This is a genomic window from Amycolatopsis regifaucium (genome assembly GCF_001613935.1).
GTDB classification, from domain to species: Bacteria; Actinomycetota; Actinomycetes; order Mycobacteriales; family Pseudonocardiaceae; genus Amycolatopsis; species Amycolatopsis regifaucium.
In genome coordinates this window covers 51,461-71,122 of record NZ_LQCI01000024.1, presented here as the reverse complement: position 1 = coordinate 71,122, position 19,662 = coordinate 51,461, and the positions used below count along the sequence as shown (strand labels likewise).

The following is a 19,662-nucleotide window of genomic DNA, read 5'->3' as shown; positions in this document are numbered from 1 at the left end:
CGTTGCGACTGCTCAAATATATCATATTTAGACCAGCGAGGCCTCGACCTGCGAAAAGTGGATGCCTGCACTTCGCTCACGGGATGGTGACGGCCGCCACGCAGGCTTACTTTCTCCACACCAGTGCAGCACCGAGCACACCAGTGGAGTTGTGCGACATGAGTGAACAGAACAATACGCCGGTCCTCGAACGGACCCCTGTGGACGGCCCCTGCCCTCGCTGCGGGGCCGCCGAACTCCGCCGTTACCCCGTCGTTTCCGAGGGTGGCTGGTTCCAAGTCGTCAAATGCCAGAACTGCCTGCTGTCGATCGAGCGCACGCCGTGGTCACGGCTCGGCCCGATCCAGCTCCTGTCCGACCTGCTGTAGCGGAGGAATCAACGATGATCGCAGTCGATGTCGGCGGCACGTTCACCGACGTGGTGGCCCTGCGGGACGGGGAGATCCGCACCGCGAAGGTGTCCACGTCCTACACCGAGGTCTACGGGCCGGTTCTGGAAGGAGCCGCGACCCTCGGCGTGGAGAACGCCGAGGTGTTCAATCACGCCAGCACGCACGGCCTCAACGCCGTGATCACCCGGCGCCTGCCCAAGATCGGGTTCCTGACCACCGAGGGCCACCGCGACATCCTCGACATGGGACGCGTCTGGCGGCCCGCGTCGGCCATCCTGGACCCGCGCTGGCGGCGCAGCTTCGGCGACGCGGCCCGTCCGCTGGTCGAGCGCTACCTTCGCCGGGGCATCAGCGAGCGGATCACCGCCGACGGCGGCGTCTTGTTCGAACTGGACGAAGCGCAGGCGCGAGCCGAACTGGAGGTGCTCCGCCGGTGCGGTGTCACCGGGGTCGCGATCTGCCTGATCAACGCCTACGTCAACCCGGTGCACGAACTGCGGCTGCGCGACCTGGTCCGTGAGGTCGTCGGCGACGTCCCCTGCTCGATCTCCAGCGAGGTCTCTCCACTCGCCAAGGAGTACGCGAGGGCGTCCACCACGGTGGTCGACACGCTGATGAAGATCATCTATTCCGACTACACCGCGAAACTGGAGAAGGGGCTCGCCGACCTGGGTTTCACCGGGCAGCTCAACTTCGCCGACTGCGCGGCCACGCTCGTCCCGTCCGATCGCGCGATGGAGCAGCCGTTCCGCATCGTCTTCTCCGGTCCGGCCGCCGGGACGGTGGCCTGTGCCCACTTCGGCGCGCTGATCGGGGAGCGGGACCTCCTGTGCGCCGACGTCGGTGGCACGTCGTGCGACATCAGCGTCGTGACGGCGGGCGAACCGTTCGTCAACACGTCCTTCGAACTGGAACACGATCTCGTCGTCAACGCGCTCGCCAACGACATCTCCAGCATCGGGGCGGGCGGCGGCAGCATCGTCGCGATCGGCTCCGCCGGTGAGGTCAAGGTGGGCCCGGACAGCGCGGGAGCGGATCCCGGCCCCGCTTGCTACGGCCGCGGCGGGACGCAACCGACCACCACCGACACCTGCCTGATGATCGGCATCATCGACCCCGAACGTTTCGCCGGAGGCAAGGTCGATCTGGACCCGGCCCTGGCCAAGCAGGCGTTCGAGAGCCTCGATACGGAGTTCACGCTCGCTCAACGGGTTCGCTACGCCTACGAGATGGCCGTCAACAACATGGCCGAGGGCGTGTTCAACATCGCCATCAAGAACGGCGTCGACCCGCGTGACTACAGCCTCGTCGCCTACGGCGCGGCCGGTCCGATGCTGCTGCCCGCGGTGCTCGACACGGTGCACTGCAAGCAGGTGATCGTGCCGCCGAACCCCGGCCTGTTCTCCGCGCTGGGCCTGCTGTCGGCCGACCAGGTCTTCACCGTCAATCGCAGTGCCTACCTCGTCCTCACCCCGGAGGCGGCGCCGAAGATCGACGCGCTGTTCACGGAGATGGAGGAGCGGCTGCGAGAAGGGCTCGACGGCGGGACCCGCGTGACCTTCCACCGGAGCATGGACGCGCACCTCGTCGGCCAGAGCTGGGAGACGCCGTTCGTCCCGGTGCCGGACGGCACGATCGACGACACCGCGATCGCCACCATGATCGGCGCCTTCCACGACACGTACGAGGGCCGGTCGGGCAACCGCTTCGAGATGCTCCCCGTCGAGGGCGTGACCTTCCGCGTGCGGGCTGTGCTGGACACCCCGAAGGTGACCTACCCGGAACTCCCGGTTCGCGGCGGCGAACCGCTCAAGCCGGTCCGGACGACCGTGCTGCGTTACCTCGGCGACGGAGAGGCCGGCCAGGAAGCCGCCGTCTACGACCGCGCCGCACTGCGCTCCGGTGACGTGCTCGAAGGACCGGCCATTGTGGACGAAGGCCTGTCGACCACGCATTTCGGTGCGGGGCAGCGCGCGAGCGTCGGCCGATACGGCGAACTGATCATCCGGAGGAAGTGACCACAGTGGACACACGTTTGCGCGACATCTCCGACGACGAGTTCAACGCCGCCTACGGCAGTGACCGGTTCACCACCGCGGTGATCCTGAATCGCCTGCGCTACGCGGTGGAGCACATGTCCACCGGCTTCATGCGCGAGGCGTTCTCGCCGATCATCCGCGACTGGTACGACTTCGCCTGCACCATCAGCGGCCCGCCCGACCGCGGCTACCCGATGGCGGTGGTCAGCAACAGCCTCGTGGTCTTCCTCGGAACCCTCGGTGACGCGGTGCGCAACACGGTCGAGGAGTACGGGCCGGAGAATCTCGCACCGGGTGATGTGCTGATCTGCAACGACCCGTATCGCGGTGGCACGCACGTCAACGACGTCTGTTTCATCCGGCCGGTGTTCGCCGACGGCGAGCTCGTCTCCTTCGTCAACATGCGTGCCCATCAGCTCGACATGGGCGGGACCGTCCCAGGTGGGTTCTCCGCCACGAAGTCCAATGTGTACGAAAACGGGCTCGTCATCCCGCCGGTCCTGCTGTGGTCCAAGGACGAACCCGTGCGGTCGACCTTCAGCTTGATCTTCGACAACACCCGCTGGGGCGGGATGCTGCTGCCGGACTTCAAGAGCATTCACCAGCAGCTCAAGCTCGGTGAGCAACTCGTGCTGGAGAACATCGAGCGGTACGGCCTCGACGCCTACCTGGGCACGCTCACCTACGCCTGTGACACCTCCGCCGAACGGATGCGCGAGGCGATCGCGCCGGTCCCCGACGGCGACTACACCGGTTCCGCGGTCATCGACGCCGACGGCCTGGACGACAGCGTCGACTACACAGTGAAGGTGACCCTGCGCAAACGCGGACAGGACATCGAGGTCGACCTCGACGGCACCTCACCGCAGGCACGCACCTGCATCAACTGCGGAGTCCTCGACACGAAGACCGCGGTCGGCGTCGCGCTGACGATGCTGCTGGACCCGGAGGTGCCGTTCACCTCGGGGACCTGGCGCACCATCGACCTCGTCACCCCGCCCGGCACGCTGGTCTCCTCACTGCCGCCGGACGGCGGGATCATGATGTTCTGGGAAGCCTCCGGTGCCGTGGTCTCGGCCATCTTCGACGCACTCAACCCGGTGCTGGGCGAGAAAGGCGTGGCGGGCGACTACGGCTCCACCAACACCCACAACGCTTCCGGGCTGACCGCCGACGGCACTCCCTGGACGAGTGCCACCCAATGCGGTGGTGAGCACGGTCCGTGGGGCGCCACCAAGGACGGCGACGGCGACAGTTACACGGTGCTGTTCTTCCTGAACAACCTCGATCCGGCGACGGAGACGATCGAGCACGATTCCCCGGTCGTCATGCTGCGCAAGGAGCACGCGATCGACACCGGCGGCGCCGGCACGTTCCGCGGCGGTGCGGCGAATCTGAAGGACACACTCTGGCTGTCCAACGCGAGCCACTACCTGTCGCCCTTCCGCACCAAGGTGCCCAGCGGTGTCGGCGCCAACGGCGGCCAGGCCGGTCCTACCGGAGCGATGTGGTTCTTCCCGCCCGGAAAGGACGAGCGACGCCTGCTCGGCACCGATGCCGACGTCTACGCCGGAAGTGTCCCGGTCGCGGGTGTGCTCGACCCGGAGTCCAAGGCACTCGACCCCCAAATCGGCGTCTACCACTACTTCGCCAGCGAACCGGTGTGGAAGACGACGCCCGGCACGATCCTGCGCTGCGTCACCAACGGTGGCGGCGGCTGGGGTGATCCGTTCGACCGGGACCCCGCCCGCGTGCTCGCCGACGTGCGCAACGAGTACGTCAGCGTCGAGGGCGCGATGAGGGACTACGGCGTCGTGGTGACCGGCGATCCACATCACGACCCCGAGGGTCTGCGCGTCGACGAACAGGCCACCGAGAAACTCCGTACGAAGAGGACTGGTAAATGATCCCCGCTTTCCAAGACCGCACCCTGTTCTTCGCCTTCTCGACGTTCACGGGTGAGCGCGCCACCTTCGACCGGTGGTACGACGAGGAGCACATCCCGCAGGTGATGGACTCCCCGGGCATGGTGGGCGCGCAGCGGTTCGTGGTCGCCGACACCAAGCCGCTGTCGGGCACCGAGCCGATCGACTACGGGCACGCGGCGCTGTACGAATTGGATGGAAGCCCGGCGGGCTTCCGCGAAGAGGTCAAGCGGATGCTGATGTCCGGCGACATGGTGCTGCCGGACTTCATGATCCAGCCGTTCAAGGCGTTGTTCCTCGAACCGGTCAGCGAACCGCACCACTCGGAACGCTTCGACAAGCTCGAAGATCTCGACGATCGCCACCTCTGGCTCGTCTTCAGCGATCGTCCGGGGGACAGCGCCGAATACGACAAGTGGTACGACGAGGAGCACATCCCGCAGGTGCTGTCGGCCCCCGGATTCGTCCGGGCGCAGCGGTTCGTCACCTCGGGCGTCAAGCCCTTGCCGGGCGTGGTGACGCCTGAAGTGAGCCACCTGGCGATCTACGAGACCAGCGGCGACCTGGGGCCGATGCGCGAAGACGTCAAACGGCAGCTGATCTCCGGTGACATGGTCCTGCCGGAATTCATGAAGCTGCCCTTCGGCTCGATGTTCCTGCGACCGGTGAGCCCGTTCTTCCCGGCGAAGGGGGCGAAGTGACCATCGGCGGAGTGGCGGTGCCGCACCCGGAAGAGCTGTTCCTGGCAGGCGACTGGGTGCCTGCCGACGGCGGACGCCGCGAGATCGTCTCGCCCAGTACCGGCGAGCCGGTCGCCACGGTCGGGCTGCCGTCGGAAAAGCACGCGCTCGCCGCGATCCAGGCCGCCCGCGAAGCACTGTCCACTTGGGCGGAACTTCCGGTGACGCAGCGGGTCGAGATCTGTGGCCGGTTCTGCGCGGCGCTGGAGGAGCGTCTCGAAGACATGGGGGCGGTCTGGGCGGTCGAATCCGGGATGCCGGTCCGCTACAGCCGTACCCTGCACCGGTTCGCCGCCGTGGCCGCTTGGCGGACGCTCCTGGAAAGCGCCCGCAACGTCCTGTGCGACGATTCCCGCGAATCCGCACTCGGTGACGTGGTGCTGCGGCGCGAGGCGGCGGGCGTCGTCGCCGCGGTCATCGCCTACAACGGCCCGCTCGTGACGATCGCGAGCAAGGTGCTTCCGGCGTTGCTCGCGGGCTGCCCGGTGATCGTCAAGGCGGCGATCGAGTCGCAGCTGATCATGCGGATCATCGCCGACTGCGCGGCGGGCGCCGGATTCCCCACGGGCGCGTTGAGCATTCTCTGCGGTGACGCGGAGGTCGGCCGCACCCTGACGGCGAGCCCGTACGTCGACATGGTGTCGCTGACCGGCGGGCGGGTGGCCGCGCAGCAGATCATCGAGGCCACCCGGCACCGGTTCGCCCGCACCCATCTCGAACTGGGCGGGAAGTCCCCGGCGCTGATCCTCGACGACGCGGACCTGACCGTGGTGCTCAAGACACTGGTGCCGGGTGCGACCAGCGGTGGTGGCCAGGTCTGCGCCGCGCTGTCCCGGATCCTCGTGCCCGAACGGCGGCACGACGAGATCGTCGAAGTGTTGAGGCTGGCCTGGGAAGGGCTCACGATCGGTGATCCGCTCGACCCTCGGACCCAGCTCGGGCCACTGGCCTCGCCGTCGGTCGTCGAACGCACCGAAGGATTCCTCGCGCGTGCCGTCGACGACGGAGCGAGGATCGTCAGCGGCGGGAAGAGGCCGGACGGGTTCGACGGTGGCTGGTACTTCGAGCCCACGCTCGTCACCGACGTCGCCCGTGACTCGGACTTGGCGCAGAACGAGGTCTTCGGCCCGGTCACGGCCGTGCTGACCTACACCGATCCCGAGGACGGGCTCCGGCTGGCGAACGACACAAGCTACGGGTTGTCGGCGAGCGTTTACACGGCCGACCGGGCGAAGGGTGTCGAGTACGCCCGCCGGATCAGGGCGGGTTCCGTCGCCGTCAACGCGTTCGGCCCGGCCCTCACGGCGCCGTTCGGCGGGATGAAGGGATCGGGCTGGGGCCGGGAGGCCGGGCCCGAGGGGATCCTCGAATTCACCGAGCTCAAGCAGATCCTGCAAGGGCCGGGAGGGACGAGATGACGTTCAACTGGATTCTCGAGGCCCCGCCCGACAAGGACCGGGTCGCGTTCAGCTTCGACACGCGCGTGCGGATGACCTACGGCGAGCTGGACGTGCGGACAAGACAGTACGCACGCGCACTCGGCGAACTCGGGTTGCGCAAAGGCGACCGGCTCGGGCTGATGTTGTTCAACGACGCCGAGTACGTGCCACTGTTCCTCGCGGCCGCGCGGCTCGGAGTGATCACCGTGCGGCTGAATTTCCGGCTCGCACCCGCGGAACTGGCCTTCATCCTGGCGGACTCGGGAACGTCGGTGGTGATCGTGCACGGCAGCTTGGCCGACCGGGTCGCGCCAGTGCGGCACAAAGCGGGCGTCGGCACGTACGTGGTGCTTCCCGACACGGACGACCCTGTTCCTGAATGGGCGTCACCGTTCGATGTCCTGCGTGGTCGTGAGCCGCTCGCCGACCTCCCGGAGCTGGGGGAGCAGGACCCGATGAGCCTGCTCTACACCTCGGGTACCACCGGCTCGCCGAAGGGCGCGGTCTGGACGCATCGCAACACCGTCGCGGTCGCGACGGCGCAGGCGCTGCGCTGGCAGTTCTCCGAGGACACCGTCGCGCTCGTCCCCGGGCCGATCTACCACGCCGGCGGTTTCGAGGCGGTCGTCGCGCCCGCCCTGCTCATGCACGGCCGCGGGGTGTTCCTGCCCTCGGGCAACTTCACGGTCGACAGGCTCCTGGAGGTGCTGCGCACGGAGCAGGTGACCGACTGCCTGCTGTTCCCGTTCATGCTCAACGAACTACTACACCGGCAGGACCTCGAAGAGCGGCTGCCGACGTCACTGCGGCGGCTCATCCTCGGTGGGGACACGCTCATGCCGTCGACCGCCGAGGAGGTCAAACGGCGGTTGCCCGGCGTCAAACTCACGCAGGTGTACGGCCTGACCGAAGGCGGCGCTATCGCGACGACCCTCGAAGACGCGGATTTCCTCGCGCAGCCGAAGAGTATCGGCCGTCCGTTGCCGCTCGCCGAGGCGCGCGTCGTCACGCCGCTCGGCGAACCGGCCGCGGTCGGTGAGGTCGGCGAGATCGAGGTCCGGGGCCCGGCGGTGAGTCAGGGCTACTGGAACCGTCCGGACGCGACCCGCACGACCTTCCACGAGGGATGGTGTCGCACCGGTGACCTCGGATACGTCAACGCCGACGGCTTCCTGCATCTGGCGGGCCGGGCCAAGGACATGATCCGCAGCGGCGGGGAGAACATCTACCCGGCCGAGGTCGAGAAGGTGCTGGCGACCCACCCTCAGGTGCTTGAGGCCGCGGTCGTCGCGGTGCCGGACACGCGCTACACCGAGGTCGGCTGCGCGGTCGTCGTCACCGAAGCGGACCAGGCCGTCGACGCGGACGCGCTCCGGGCGTTCTGCCGGGAACGGCTCGCCGGGTACAAGGTGCCCAAGTACTTCGTGTTCGCGGACGAACTGCCCCGCAACGCCTCGGGCAAGATCCTCAAGTTCCGGCTGCGGGAGACCCACGCCGCCATCGAGTCCGAAGTGGACAGAGAGAAGACGACGACATGAACGTGCTGATCAGCGGAGCGGCCGGAGGAGTGGGGTCGGCCACGGCGCGCCGATTCGCCGCGGACGGCGCTCGCGTGGCGGTGACCGACATCAACGCCGACCGGCTCAAGGAGGTCGCCGACGAGATCGGCGGGATCGCCTTGCCCGCCGACGGGACGCAACGCGAAGCCCTGTCGGAAGTAGTGCGACAGGCCGTCGCCGACCTCGGCGGCCTGGACACGGTGATCGCCACCCAGGGCGCCGCCGTCGCCGGGACCGCCAGTCCCAAGGCGGACGACGCGTGGTTCCGCGCCTTCGACGTGAACCTTCACGGTTCGTACTTCCTGGCGGGCGAGGTGCTGCCGCATCTGGTGGAACGGCGTGGTTCGCTGGTGCTGTTCGCGTCTACCGCTGGGTTGCTTTCCGGGCCTCCCGGCACGGTGGGGTACAGCGCGGCGAAGGCGGGCGTGATCGGCCTGGTGCGCTGGCTGGCACGGGACTACGGCCCGCGCGGCGTCCGGGTCAACGGCGTGTGCCCCGGCTGGGTCCGCACGCCGCTGGGGGAGGGCGCGATGAGCTACCTCGCCGAGCGCGAGGGCATCACGGTCGACGAGGCCTACCGTCTCGTGGCGGAACACGTCCCGTTGCGTCGAGTCGCCGAGCCTGAGGAGATCGCGTCGGTGTGCGCGTTCCTGGCCTCGTCGGACGCTTCGATCATCACCGGGCAGGTGCTGGTGGCCGATGGCGGCGGCGCGGCGGTGGACCCGGCGACCACAGTGTTCGATGCGCCCTGACGTGCGTTCTCGAAAGTCCGTGAAGGCCTCCTTCCCTACCCTGAGAGTAGGGAAGGAGGCCTTCGCGGACCACCAGCCGGGAGGTCAGATCACGTCGTGGGTGAGGAACTCCCGGAGGTGAGCGGTGAAGACGTCGTTGTCGTCGCCGGTGATCATGTGCCCGGCGGAGACCCCGACTTCACGCGCGGTGGGGACGAGGTCGAGGAATTCCGCCGCGGACTCGGCCGTCACGATGTCCGAGTGCAGGCCGCGCACCAGCAGGGTCGGTATGGCGATCCCGCGCGCAGCGCGCCTGAGCCGTTCGGGGGAGTAGTACCCGGCGTCGGCGGTGGAGCCGAGGAACCGGGGATCCCAGTGCCAATACCAGCGTCCGTCCTCACGCCGGCGCAGATTGCGCTTGAGGCCGTCGAGGCTGCGGGGACGTGGTCGCCCCGGCCGGTAGGCGGAAATGGCGTCAGCGGCTTCTTCGAGGGTGGCGAACCCGTGCGGCGCACCGGTCATGAATCGCTTGACGCGGGACTGCCCGGAGTGCTCGGTGCGATGGGTGATGTCGACCAGGACGAGCCCGGCCAGAGTGCCGGGGCGTTCACCCTCGGCGGCGAGGGCGGTGCGCCCGCCCAGCGACGCCCCGACCACCACGGGCTTCGTGCCCAGCTGAGCCACGATCGCGTAGAGGTCGGCGGTGAAGTCGTCGAGGGTGTAGCGGCCGTCCAGTGACCATTCGCTGTCACCGTGGCCGCGAGTGTCGACGGTCCAGGCCTGCCAGCCTTCCGCGGCGAGAGCGCGTGCGGTGCGGTTCCAGGAGTGGCGAGTCTGGCCACCGCCGTGCAGCAACAGCACGGTGCCGCGCTCCGAGCCGGGCTGTGCCCAGCGGTCGCCGCTGAGCCGGAGCCCGTGTGCGCCATGGAAGATGGTCGTCTCTTGGAGCATTTCGGTCGCCTCTCGCCTCGGCACGTCCCGTAGTATATATTTTATATTTAACGACGGCGAACTGCTTCGAGGAAGTCAAGGAGACGCACGATGAAACCGTATCGCTCGATGCTCTTCGTCCCCGGCCACAAGGCGGCCTGGGCGGACAAGGGCATCGCCTCGGGGGCGGACGCCTTGATCCTCGACCTCGAGGACTCGGTCCCGGCCGCGGAGAAGGACCAGGCGCGCGAGACCATCGCCGGCACGATCGACCGGCTGACCGCGGACGGGGTGCGCCCCGACCTCTGGGTGCGCGCCAACCCCGAGGTGAGTGGCCTGCTGAGCGCCGACCTCGAAGCGGTCGTCCGCCCCGGTCTGGCGGGGCTGTTCCTCGCGAAGGTGTTCACCGCGCGGGAGATCGTCCGCCTCGACGGAGTTCTGACGCACATCGAGCAGCGCGACGGGCTCGAACCGGGTTCGGTGAAGCTGATCCTGAGCTTCGAGACGGCCACCTCGATGGCGCACTGCGAGGAGATCGCCGCCGCCAGCCCGCGGGTCGCGTCCCTGCTGGGCGCCACCGGGCCGAATGCCGACGTCGGACGTGAACTCGGTTTCGAGTTCACTCCGGCCGGACTGGAGACGCTTTACCTGCGCAGCCGGCTGGTACTCGCGGCACGGTCGAACGGCCTGCATCATCCGGTGGCCGGCGTGTGGCAGGACATCAAGGACCTGGACGGCTGCCGCCGGTTCTGCCTGGACAACCGCGGGCTCGGGTACCGGGGTCTGGTCGCGATCCACCCGTCGCACGTCGCGGTGGCGAACGAGGTGTTCGCGCCGTCGCCGGAGCAGGTCGAGCAGTCCCGCCGGATGATCGCCGCGTTCCGTGAGGCGGAGGCCGCGGGCAGTGCGGCCGTCGACTTCGAGGGACAGCACATCGACATCGCGCACGTGAAGACGGCTGAAGGCGTCATCGAGCTGGCGGACGCCTTGTCGATCCACGCGTGACATTAAGCATATATAATATTTTTGAGAGGATCATCCGATGGCAGGCCTGTACTTCGAGGAGTTCGAACCCGGGATGGTCATCGACCACCCGACCCGCCGCACCGTCACCGAGGCGGACAACACCCTGTTCAGCGTGATGACGCTGAATCTCGCGCCGCTGCACCTGGACGCCGAGTACAGCAAGAACTCGATCTACGGCCAGCGGCTGGTCAACAGCCTGTTCATCCTGGGGCTGGTGTCCGGGGTGACCGTGCCGGAGACGACACAAGGGACCACACTCGGCAACCTCGGGTTCGAGCAGATCAAGTTCCCCAAACCGGTGTTCCACGGCGACACCATCCACGTGCGCACCGAGATCGTCAGCAAGCGCGAGTCCAAGAGCCGCGACGACTCCGGCATCGTGATGTTCCGGCACTTCGGGATCAACCAGCGCGACGAGATCGTCTGTGACGCGCTGCGCGCCGGGCTCATGATGAAGCGCCCCGTGAAGCAGGACTGACCATGCCTGACATCGCTTGGGTCCCGCACGACGCGGTCCGGGAACGCAGCCGCCTGCTGGCCGCGCTGCGCCGATGGGGCTTCGCCGGAGTGGAGGACCTGAACCGCCGGGCGATCGCGGACCCGGAATGGTTCTGGCGTGAGGTCGTCGAAGACCTCGGTGTCGAGTTCACCGCGCCGTTCACCCGGGTGCTGGACGAGTCCGAGGGCAAACCGTTCCCGCGGTGGTTCCCCGGCGGCCGGATCAACGTCGCCGAGCTGGCCGCCCACCGGCACGCGGGGTCCGAGAAGCTCGCCGTGGTGTACGAAGGCGACTCGGGACACCGCCGGACGTTGACCTTCACCGAGCTGGACGAGCAGGTGCGCCGGTTCGCCGCGAACCTGGCCACGCTCGGCGTGTCGCGGGGTGATCGGGTCGTGCTGTTCATGCCGGTGGTCCCGGAGGCCGTCGTCGCCTTCCTGGCGATCGCGATGCTCGGCGCGGTGTCGGTCCCGGCCTTCAGCGGCTACGCGGCCGACGCGCTGGCCACCCGGCTGCAGGACTCCGAAGCCGTCGCGCTGATCACCGCGGACGGCACCACCCGGCGCGGCAAGGAGATCGGGCTCAAGGCCACCGCCGACGCCGCGGTCGCCGACGCGCCGTCCGTCCGCGCGGTCGTCGTCCTCCGGCACCTCGGCATCGACGTGCCGATGAGTGCCGGCCGCGACGTCTACTACGACGAACTGGACACCGATCCCACACCGGTCGAGACGGCGGCCACCGAGTCGAACGACCCGCTCACCATCGTCTACACCTCCGGAACGACCGGGCGGCCCAAAGGCATCGTGCACTCCCACGGCGGCTTCGCGGTGAAGACCGCCACCGACTTCGCCTATGGCTTCGACGTGCACGCCGACGACGTCGTCTGCTGGATCACCGACCTCGGCTGGCTGGTCGGCCCCATGCTGATCACCGGACCGCTTCAGCTCGGCGCGACGATCGTCATGATCGAGGGGCTGCCCACCCATCCGACGGCGGACCGGCTGTGGGACGTGATCGAGTGCAATGGCGTGACCGTGCAGGGCATCGCCCCGACGGCGGCCCGCGCCCTGCGGTCCGCGGACGAGCGACCCGCACGCGCCCTTTCGACGCTGCGGTCCTTCGTCTCCACCGGTGAAGCGTGGGACGAGCCGACCTGGTGGTGGCTGTTCGACCAGGTCGGGAAGCGGCGTATCCCGATCGTCAACTACAGCGGCGGCACCGAGGTCGGTGGCGGCATCCTGGTCGGTTACCCGTTCCTGCCCGCCGCGCCGGCTGCGTTCACCGGCCCCTTGCCGGGCGTCGACGCGGTCGTGCTCGACGACGACGGGAAACCGGTCGTGGACGCGATCGGCGAACTGGCCGTGCGCAACACCTTCCCGGGTATGACGCACGCGTTCTGGCAGGACCGGGAACGGTATCTCGACGCCTACTGGGCTCGGTTCGACGGCGTGTGGGTCCACGGTGACCTGGCGAGTGTGGACGAGGACGGTTCGTGGCTGATCCACGGCCGCTCGGATGACACGCTGAAACTGGCGGGCCGCCGGGTCGGTCCGGCCGAGATCGAGGCCGCGCTGCTGAAGGACGGGCGGATCGCGGAGGTCGCGGTCATCGGTGCTCCCGACGAACGCCGCGGTCAGCGAGCGGTGGCCTTCGTCGTGCTCCGGCACGAGGACGTCGACCTCGATGACCTGCGCGCTGCGGCGCTGGCGAACGCGGGCAAGTCGTTCGCGCCCGCCGTGTACGTCGTGAAGACCCTGCCCAAGACCAAGAACGGCAAGATCATGCGCCGCGCGATCCGATCGCGGTTCACCGGCGCGCCGGTCGGCGATCTGTCCTCTTTGGACCCGGCGACACCGTTGGAGGACATTCCCGTCCTCGCGGACGAAGACTAGGAGAGCGGCAATGACGGAAACCGAGAACACCGTCGAGATCGTCCGGAAGGCCACCCGGGAGCTGGCCCGGAAATTCGACAACGACTACTGGCTGGACAAGGACCGCAAGCACGAGTACCCGTGGGACTTCATCAAGGCGTTCGCCGCGGGCGGCTGGCTCGGCGCGATGATCCCGGAGGAGTACGGCGGCATCGGTCTCGGTCTCCGTGAGGCCGCCGTCATGATGAACGAGATCTCGTCATCGGGCGCGGGAATGAGTGGTGGTTCGGCCATCCACTTCTACGTCTTCCCGCCCGCGCCGGTCGTCAAGTACGGCTCGGAGGAGATGAAGCGTGAGTTCCTGCCTCAGCTGGCCTCCGGCGAACTGCTGATGGCGTTCGGCGTCACCGAGCCCGACGCGGGTGTCGACACCTCGCGGATCAAGACCAAGGCCGTCAAGGTGGACGGCGGCTGGAAGGTCAACGGCCAGAAGGTCTTCATCACCAACGCGCAGAACGCGCAGAAGATCCTTCTGCTGGCGCGCACGTCGCCCCGCCGCGACGACAAGCCGCTCTGGGGGATGTCGCTGTTCCTGGCCGACATGGATCGTGAGCACATCGCGGTGCGGGAGATCGACAAGCTGGGCCGTGCCGCCATCGACACCAACGAGCTGTTCATCGACGACCTCTTCGTGCCCGAGGAGCGGCTGGTCGGCGAGGTCGACAAGGGTTTCTACTACCTGCTCGACGGCTTGAACCCCGAGCGCATCGTGGTGGGCATGGAGGGCATCGGTCTCGGCCGGGCCGCGCTGGAGCTCGCGTCGGAGTACGCGAAGAACCGGGTGGTGTTCGACCGGCCGATCGGGCAGAACCAGGCGGTCGCCCATCCACTGGCCGACTCGTGGATCCGGCTGGAAGCGGCCGAGGGCATGGCGATGCGCGCGGCCGAACTGTTCGACGAAGGGAAGCCGTGCGGTCCGGAGGCGGCCGCCGCGAAATACCTCGGCGCGGAGGCCGGTTTCGAGGCGTGCGACCGTGCGTTCTCGACCCTTGGTGGGTACGCGTACGCCAGGGAGTACCACATCGAACGGCTGTGGCGGGAGGTCCGGCTGCTGCGCAACGCCCCGTTCTCACAGGAGATGGTGCGGAACTACATCTCACAGCAGGTGCTGGGCCTGCCACGTTCGTACTGACACCTGACCTTCACGCGGCCGCCTTTGCTCGCTCGAAGTACATGAAGGCCCCTTTCCTTGCGCCAGGCGCAAGGAAAGGGGCCTTCATGTCGAGGACATTCGCGCCGCCGTCGACCACCTGCAGTCCCTGGAGTACGTCGACGCGGACCGTATCGGCGTGTTCGGCGTCTGCGCGGGTGGCGGCTACGCCGTCAACGCCACCATGACCGACCACCGGATCAAGGCCATCGGTACCGTCAGCGCGGTCAACATCGGCAGCGCCTACCGCAAGGGCTGGTTCGGCGCCGACGCCGACTCCGCCGCCGTTCCCACCCTCGACGCCGCGGCGCAGCAGCGCACCGCCGAGTCGCAGGGTGCCGAAGCGGCCTACATCCCTTACGTCCCGGCGGAAACCGACGAGAACACCCCGCGCGACATGGTGGAGGCGCACGACTACTACCTGACGCCCCGGGCTCAGCACCCCAACGCGCAGAACAAGAAGCTCTTCACCAAGAGCATCACGCGCATCTTCGCCTTCGACGCCTTCCACCTCGTCGAGGACCTGCTGACTCAGCCGCTGCTGGCCATCGCGGGGAGCGAAGCGGGTTCGCTGTGGCACACCACCGAACTCCACGCCCGTGCCCGGAGCCCGAAGAAGCTCGTGGTCGTCGAGGGCGGCGCGCACATGGACTTCTACGACGTCCCGCAGTACGTGAAGCGCGCCGTCGACGAGGCGGTGCCGTTCTTCGAGGAGCACCTGGCGGGCGAATGAGAATCTCCTATAAAATATATTCTCGGTAGTATGAGATGAGTTCGCCGGGTTTCGGCGGGCAGCCGGAACCCGGCCGTGGAGGAAACCGTGGATTTCAGGAAGCTGGTCTCGGAGCGCTGGAGCTGCCGGGCGTACCTGCCCGACCAGGTGCCCGACGACGTCATGCGGGACATGTTCGAGATCGCTCAGCGGACCGCTTCCTGGTGCAACACCCAGCCCTGGCGGGTTCACGTGATGAAAGGCGATGCGACGCGGCGGTTCGCGAAGAGCTTGACCGAGCACGCCAAGACGCACGAGGAAGCCCCGGATCTCGGCATGCCGAACGGGTATCACGGTGTCTACAAGGACCGTCGCCGCGCCGCCGGATACGCCCTCTACGCCAGTCTGGACATCAAGAAGGAGGACTGGGACGCGCGTGTCGCGCAGCGGTTGAAGAACTTCGACTTCTTCGGCGCGCCGCACGTCGCGATCGTGACCACCGATCGTGAGCAGGGCACCTACGGCGCGATCGACTGCGGCGGCTATGTGGCGAATCTGTTGCTGGCCGCCCAGTCCCTCGGGATGGCGACGATTCCCCAGGCGGCGATCGCCATGCACGCCGACCACGTCCGGGAGTACCTGGATCTCCCGGACGATCGCCTGGTCGTCTGTGCCGTCTCGTTCGGTTACGCGGACACGGACCATCCGGTGAACGGGTTCCGCACGGAACGCGCCGCGGTCGACGACACCGTTGTCATGATCGGGGACTGAAGCGTCCGGGTTGACCCTCCAGCGAGCACAATTTATATTGTGTATTTTCCGCTCGGTAGTGGAGTGAGCAATGACGCTCGACAGTGTGGGATCGTCAACCGCCCGGCGGCTGCCCTACGGTGCCGTTCTCGACGGCGAACTCGGCGTCCGGCTCGAACAGCTCGCCGCCGAGGTCGGCGCGGTGCTGGACCGGGAATTCACCCCGCCGCGAGGCCCGGCGGGCAACACCGCGAACGCCCTGCGCTCGTTGTCGGCGATGTGGGACGCGGTACTGACGGAGACCTTGCGCTCGGCGGACTCGCAAGTCCCGCCCGCCCGTCAGCGGCGGTTGACCGGGCTGCTCGCCCGTATCCGGTCGGCGGAATCGGCCGTCACCGACTTCCGGCTCGCCGCCGGGGCCGGGCTGCTCGATCGCGTCCGGACCGCGCTGGCCGAGGTCCGCGACGTCACCACTGCGGAGGAACTGCTCACCCGCGCCCCGCAAGCCTGCTGCGGACTCGGCTTCGACCGCGCGCTGGTCTCGCGAGTGGAGGATTCGGTCTGGAAGCTGCACACCATGTGCATCATCCGTGACCCCCGGATGGCCGAGGAGATGGTGGCGGCGGGCAAGGCCAGTCCGCCCACGCTCGACGGGAACCTCGTCGAGACCGACGTCGTCGCGCAGGCCAGGCCGGGGCTGGTGTACGACGTGCAGAACAATCCCCGTGTCGAACGGAAACTCGTCCGGATCTCCGGGTGCAGTTCCTACGGGCTCGCGCCGCTGACGGTCCAAGGCCAGGTGGTCGGACTGGTCCACGGCGACTGTTACCACCAGCGCCGCGACGTCGACGCGACCGACCGAGCGATGCTCAATCTCTTCGCCGAGGGGCTCAGCCAGATCCTCGCCCGGGTGACCATCCTGGATGGACTGTCCACAGTGGCCGCCGGGATCGAGCGACTCGTCGCGCCGGGCGGTCGTCCGTCTATTCGGGCACCTGAGGCGGCGAGGGAGGACTTCGGGCTCACGCAGCGTGAGACCGAGATCGTCCGGTTGCTGGCGGCGGGGGCGTCGAACCAGCAGATCTCCGGGCGGCTCTTCATTTCCGAGGGGACCGTGAAATCCCACGTCACCCATATTCTGCGTAAACTCGGCGCCGCCAACCGGGCCGAGGCGGTCTCCCGCTGGCTTCGCCGGATGAACGCCAATTGAGCGGCCGCGCATCATATGTAGTGCGCGATCGACTGTCCAGCCCAATCCGTGAAATCCGCCGCCGGTAAGAAAGGAACTCCGACCGGCGGCAGATGTGGCCTGATCCGTTCGGCGGCCACACTGTCTCCCGCAACGTGGCACAGATCACCGAGGGAGCGCGCACAAGATGCCGACGATCATCGAGCAACTCGCGGAATTCGCGGCAGATACCGAAATCCGGAACTTGCCGGACGAGGTGGTGAGCGAGTCCCAGCGCATCCTGCTCGATTCGCTCGGTTGTGCTGTCGCCTCCCTCGACGACGAAGGTGCTCAACGCGGTGTCGGCTACGGCCGGTACCTCGGTGGCGCCGAAGGACCCGCGTCGATCCTGGGTACGGGGACCACGACATCGGTTCCGGGTGCGGCCTTCGCCAACGCGGAACTGATCAACGCACTCGACCAGGACGCCGTCCTCCCGCCCGGCCACGTGACGCCGTACGTCCTTCCTGGAGCGTTGGCGACAGCGGAATCCTCGCGGGGCAGCGGGGAAAAGCTCCTGACCGCGATCGCGGTCGCGCACGAGATGTCGTTCCGTATCGGCAAGGCGACCGACTACCTGCGCGACATCAAGGACGGTGTCGTCACCATCCCCGACGTCATCGGCTACAGCAGCACGCTGTTCGGCGCGGCCGCCGCGATCGGTGTGGTCAAGGGGTTCTCCCAAGAGACCCTGGCCGACGCGCTCGGGATCATGGGGTCCACGGTCCCCACGAACACCCAGCGGGCGTGGATGATGCACGCGCCGTCGACGACGATCAAGTACCAGCTCGCCGGCGGGATGGCGCTGTCGGCGGTCACCGCGGCGAACCTCGCCGAACTCGGGCACACCGGCGACCGGGAGATGCTCGACGACCGTGACTACGGCTTCCCGTGCTTCATCGGAACCTCGCGGTGGGAGCCGGCACCGATCACGGCCGGTTTGGGCAGGGACTGGACCTTCACGCCGTTCCAGTCCTTCAAGCCGTATCCGCATTGCCGCGTGATGCACGCACTGTTCGACGCCCTCACCGAGATCGTCGAGACCCACGACATCCGGCCGGACGAGATCGACGCCATCGACGCGTGGGGCGAGAGCTTCGTGCTGCAGCCGGTGTGGGTCAACGAGAACATCCGGAATCCGCGTGACGCCCAGTTCGGCATGACGCACGGCTTGGCGATGGCCGCGCACCGGATCCCGCCGGGCAAGGACTGGCAGACACCGGAAGCGGTAATCGACCCGTCCGTGCTCGAGCTGACCAAGAAAGCCACTTTCCGGGAACACCCGGACTACACCGCGGCCCTGCGCGGCAACCCGGCGGCGCGGCGATCCCGCGTCGAGGTGCAAGCCCGCGGCACCACCTTCACCGGTGAACGCGCCTACCCGAAGGGCAGTCCTTCGCCCGACCCGGCGACGTTCATGACCGACGACGAACTGATCGCCAAGTTCCGGCACAACGTCGAGGACGTCCTCACCGACGCCGACGCGGACGCCGTCATCGAAGCCGTCTTCGACCTGCGGAACGTCGAGGACGTCACCGAGTTCACGAAACGGCTCCGCCCGGTCCTTCCCTCCTGACCGAATACGGGATTTCCATGACTACTGTGGCAACGAAGCCACGCGGGTCGCTTCGCGCGCGCCTGGGTGGCTACGACCAGACCTATCCGGTCCTCGCGATCACGATCCTGCTGGCGCTCGCCGGCGGCCTGACCACGGCGAACTTCCTGAGCACCGGCAACTTCGCCAGCATCCTGAACCTTTCGGCCGCGTTCGGCATCCTGGCCATCGGCCAGGCGATCGTGATCCTCGGCAAGGGGCTCGATCTGTCCGTGGCGGGCATCGGTCTGGGGTGTGCGCAGGCGACGCTGGCGTTCATCGACCGCGGCATGCCGGAAGGGCAGGCGATCGCTTTGATGACCGCGCTGGCACTGGCGATCGGCCTGGTCAACGGCATTCTCGTCGCCCTCTTCGAGGTGCCCGCGCTGTTCGTGACGCTCGCGACCGGCATGCTCGCCATCGGCGGAATCGACATCCTGTTCCTCACCGAGAACGTCTACGGCGTGCCGCCCGCGTCGTTCCTGGCCGAGCTCAGCGGCGGCTCGGTCTTCGGGGTGCCTCGTCCGGTGCTGATCGCCGGTGCGGTCTTCCTGATCGCGTGGCTGTTCGTCGCCTACACCTCGCCGGGACGGCTGATCCGCGCGATGGGGGACAACTTCGCGACGGCACGGTCGACCGGCGCTCCGGTCCGGCCGCTGCAGATCCTCACCTATGTGCTCTCCGCGTTGCTGGCCGCGCTCGCCGGCTACGTCACCGTCTCCCTGCAAGGGAGCGTGCAGACCACGGTCACGTCCTTCGCCCCGATCCTGTTCACCGCGTTGACGGTGGTCGTGATCGGCGGGGTGTCGCTGTCCGGCGGCCGCGGAACCATCCTCGGCGTCCTCGCTGGCGCCCTCTTCGTCGGCGTGCTCAACAACCTGTTGGTACTGCACGGGTTGAGCACCGCGGTGCAGGACCTGATCCGGGGCGGCGTCCTCGCCGCCGCGATCGCGTTCGACGCGTGGCTGCATCCGCGCAACGACGAAACCGAGAAATCCGGCGAACTGTGAACGGGAA

At 67.9% G+C, this 19,662-nt stretch carries 16 protein-coding genes and 1 pseudogene; 16 read left to right on the top strand and 1 reads right to left on the bottom strand.

Features of this window, described 5'->3' with window-relative positions; genetic code table 11:
* Positions 1–158: 158 nt before the first annotated feature.
* Genes AVL48_RS22885 through AVL48_RS22855 form a run of 7 tightly spaced genes read left to right on the top strand, consistent with a single transcriptional unit; the run spans position 159 to position 8,846 of the window.
* On the top strand, positions 159–368 hold the full coding sequence (locus AVL48_RS22885; RefSeq protein ID WP_061988514.1) for a hypothetical protein: 210 nt from the start codon (positions 159–161) through the stop codon (positions 366–368).
* A gap of 14 nt (positions 369–382) precedes the next feature.
* Positions 383–2,410 carry a hydantoinase/oxoprolinase family protein gene (locus AVL48_RS22880; protein WP_061988516.1) on the top strand — a complete coding sequence of 676 codons (2,028 nt, stop codon included), beginning with the start codon at positions 383–385 and terminating at the stop codon, positions 2,408–2,410.
* Positions 2,411–2,415: 5 nt separating this feature from the next.
* Complete coding sequence (locus AVL48_RS22875) at positions 2,416–4,338, top strand: hydantoinase B/oxoprolinase family protein (RefSeq protein ID WP_143105038.1); 1,923 nt, start codon at positions 2,416–2,418, stop codon at positions 4,336–4,338.
* Positions 4,335–5,057, top strand: coding sequence for a hypothetical protein (locus AVL48_RS22870; protein WP_061988520.1), 723 nt, complete (start codon positions 4,335–4,337; stop codon positions 5,055–5,057). The genes AVL48_RS22875 and AVL48_RS22870 overlap by 4 nt, the downstream gene beginning before the upstream one ends.
* Positions 5,054–6,514 carry an aldehyde dehydrogenase family protein gene (locus AVL48_RS22865; protein WP_061988522.1) on the top strand — a complete coding sequence of 487 codons (1,461 nt, stop codon included), beginning with the start codon at positions 5,054–5,056 and terminating at the stop codon, positions 6,512–6,514. Before AVL48_RS22870 ends, AVL48_RS22865 begins: the two co-directional genes overlap by 4 nt.
* Positions 6,511–8,073 (top strand): class I adenylate-forming enzyme family protein, encoded by a 1,563-nt coding sequence (locus AVL48_RS22860; protein WP_061988524.1) that lies wholly within the window; start codon positions 6,511–6,513, stop codon positions 8,071–8,073. Before AVL48_RS22865 ends, AVL48_RS22860 begins: the two co-directional genes overlap by 4 nt.
* Positions 8,070–8,846 carry an SDR family NAD(P)-dependent oxidoreductase gene (locus AVL48_RS22855; protein WP_061988526.1) on the top strand — a complete coding sequence of 259 codons (777 nt, stop codon included), beginning with the start codon at positions 8,070–8,072 and terminating at the stop codon, positions 8,844–8,846. The genes AVL48_RS22860 and AVL48_RS22855 overlap by 4 nt, the downstream gene beginning before the upstream one ends.
* A gap of 84 nt (positions 8,847–8,930) precedes the next feature.
* Here the strand turns inward: AVL48_RS22855 and AVL48_RS22850 are convergent, their stop codons facing one another.
* The gene (locus tag AVL48_RS22850; protein ID WP_244162666.1) at positions 8,931–9,800 is read right to left on the bottom strand and encodes an alpha/beta fold hydrolase; all 870 of its coding nucleotides are present in this window, start codon (positions 9,798–9,800) and stop codon (positions 8,931–8,933) included.
* Positions 9,801–9,866: 66 nt separating this feature from the next.
* Between AVL48_RS22850 and AVL48_RS22845 the strand changes: the two genes are divergently transcribed.
* The 9 genes and pseudogenes from AVL48_RS22845 to AVL48_RS22805 all read left to right on the top strand — a co-directional run bounded on the left by AVL48_RS22845 (position 9,867) and on the right by AVL48_RS22805 (position 19,655).
* Positions 9,867–10,760, top strand: coding sequence for an HpcH/HpaI aldolase/citrate lyase family protein (locus tag AVL48_RS22845; protein ID WP_061988530.1), 894 nt, complete (start codon positions 9,867–9,869; stop codon positions 10,758–10,760).
* A gap of 37 nt (positions 10,761–10,797) precedes the next feature.
* The gene (locus AVL48_RS22840; RefSeq protein WP_037347224.1) at positions 10,798–11,259 is read left to right on the top strand and encodes a MaoC family dehydratase; all 462 of its coding nucleotides are present in this window, start codon (positions 10,798–10,800) and stop codon (positions 11,257–11,259) included.
* 2 nt (positions 11,260–11,261) lie between these two features.
* Complete coding sequence (locus tag AVL48_RS22835) at positions 11,262–13,172, top strand: AMP-binding protein (RefSeq protein WP_061988532.1); 1,911 nt, start codon at positions 11,262–11,264, stop codon at positions 13,170–13,172.
* 10 nt (positions 13,173–13,182) lie between these two features.
* Complete coding sequence (locus AVL48_RS22830) at positions 13,183–14,343, top strand: acyl-CoA dehydrogenase family protein (protein WP_061988534.1); 1,161 nt, start codon at positions 13,183–13,185, stop codon at positions 14,341–14,343.
* A gap of 91 nt (positions 14,344–14,434) precedes the next feature.
* Positions 14,435–15,094 (top strand): annotated as a pseudogene (locus AVL48_RS22825) (alpha/beta hydrolase); the annotation flags it as partial.
* Between the two features lie 87 nt (positions 15,095–15,181).
* Positions 15,182–15,844, top strand: a complete 663-nt coding sequence (locus AVL48_RS22820; protein ID WP_244162667.1) for a nitroreductase — start codon at positions 15,182–15,184, stop codon at positions 15,842–15,844.
* Positions 15,845–15,914: 70 nt separating this feature from the next.
* Positions 15,915–17,033: a response regulator transcription factor gene (locus AVL48_RS40195; protein ID WP_061988538.1), complete on the top strand. Its 1,119-nt coding sequence runs from the start codon at positions 15,915–15,917 to the stop codon at positions 17,031–17,033.
* Between the two features lie 166 nt (positions 17,034–17,199).
* A complete protein-coding gene (locus AVL48_RS22810) occupies positions 17,200–18,627 on the top strand; it encodes an MmgE/PrpD family protein (protein ID WP_061988540.1) in 1,428 nt (475 codons plus the stop codon).
* Positions 18,628–18,644: 17 nt separating this feature from the next.
* Entirely contained in the window at positions 18,645–19,655 is a 1,011-nt protein-coding gene (locus tag AVL48_RS22805; RefSeq protein ID WP_082857734.1) for an ABC transporter permease, read from the top strand.
* The last annotated feature ends 7 nt before the right edge of the window (positions 19,656–19,662 follow it).

What these genes read in the sequence shown, in the direction of transcription:
- AVL48_RS22885 (WP_061988514.1), top strand. Translation starts at nt 159, where the DNA reads ATGAGTGAACAGAACAATACGCCGGTCCTCGAACGGACCCCTGTGGAC.
- AVL48_RS22880 (WP_061988516.1), top strand. Translation starts at nt 383, where the DNA reads ATGATCGCAGTCGATGTCGGCGGCACGTTCACCGACGTGGTGGCCCTG.
- AVL48_RS22870 (WP_061988520.1), top strand. Translation starts at nt 4,335, where the DNA reads ATGATCCCCGCTTTCCAAGACCGCACCCTGTTCTTCGCCTTCTCGACG.
- AVL48_RS22860 (WP_061988524.1), top strand. Translation starts at nt 6,511, where the DNA reads ATGACGTTCAACTGGATTCTCGAGGCCCCGCCCGACAAGGACCGGGTC.
- AVL48_RS22855 (WP_061988526.1), top strand. Translation starts at nt 8,070, where the DNA reads ATGAACGTGCTGATCAGCGGAGCGGCCGGAGGAGTGGGGTCGGCCACG.
- AVL48_RS22845 (WP_061988530.1), top strand. Translation starts at nt 9,867, where the DNA reads ATGAAACCGTATCGCTCGATGCTCTTCGTCCCCGGCCACAAGGCGGCC.
- AVL48_RS22840 (WP_037347224.1), top strand. Translation starts at nt 10,798, where the DNA reads ATGGCAGGCCTGTACTTCGAGGAGTTCGAACCCGGGATGGTCATCGAC.
- AVL48_RS22835 (WP_061988532.1), top strand. Translation starts at nt 11,262, where the DNA reads ATGCCTGACATCGCTTGGGTCCCGCACGACGCGGTCCGGGAACGCAGC.
- AVL48_RS22830 (WP_061988534.1), top strand. Translation starts at nt 13,183, where the DNA reads ATGACGGAAACCGAGAACACCGTCGAGATCGTCCGGAAGGCCACCCGG.
- AVL48_RS40195 (WP_061988538.1), top strand. Translation starts at nt 15,915, where the DNA reads ATGACGCTCGACAGTGTGGGATCGTCAACCGCCCGGCGGCTGCCCTAC.
- AVL48_RS22810 (WP_061988540.1), top strand. Translation starts at nt 17,200, where the DNA reads ATGCCGACGATCATCGAGCAACTCGCGGAATTCGCGGCAGATACCGAA.
- AVL48_RS22805 (WP_082857734.1), top strand. Translation starts at nt 18,645, where the DNA reads ATGACTACTGTGGCAACGAAGCCACGCGGGTCGCTTCGCGCGCGCCTG.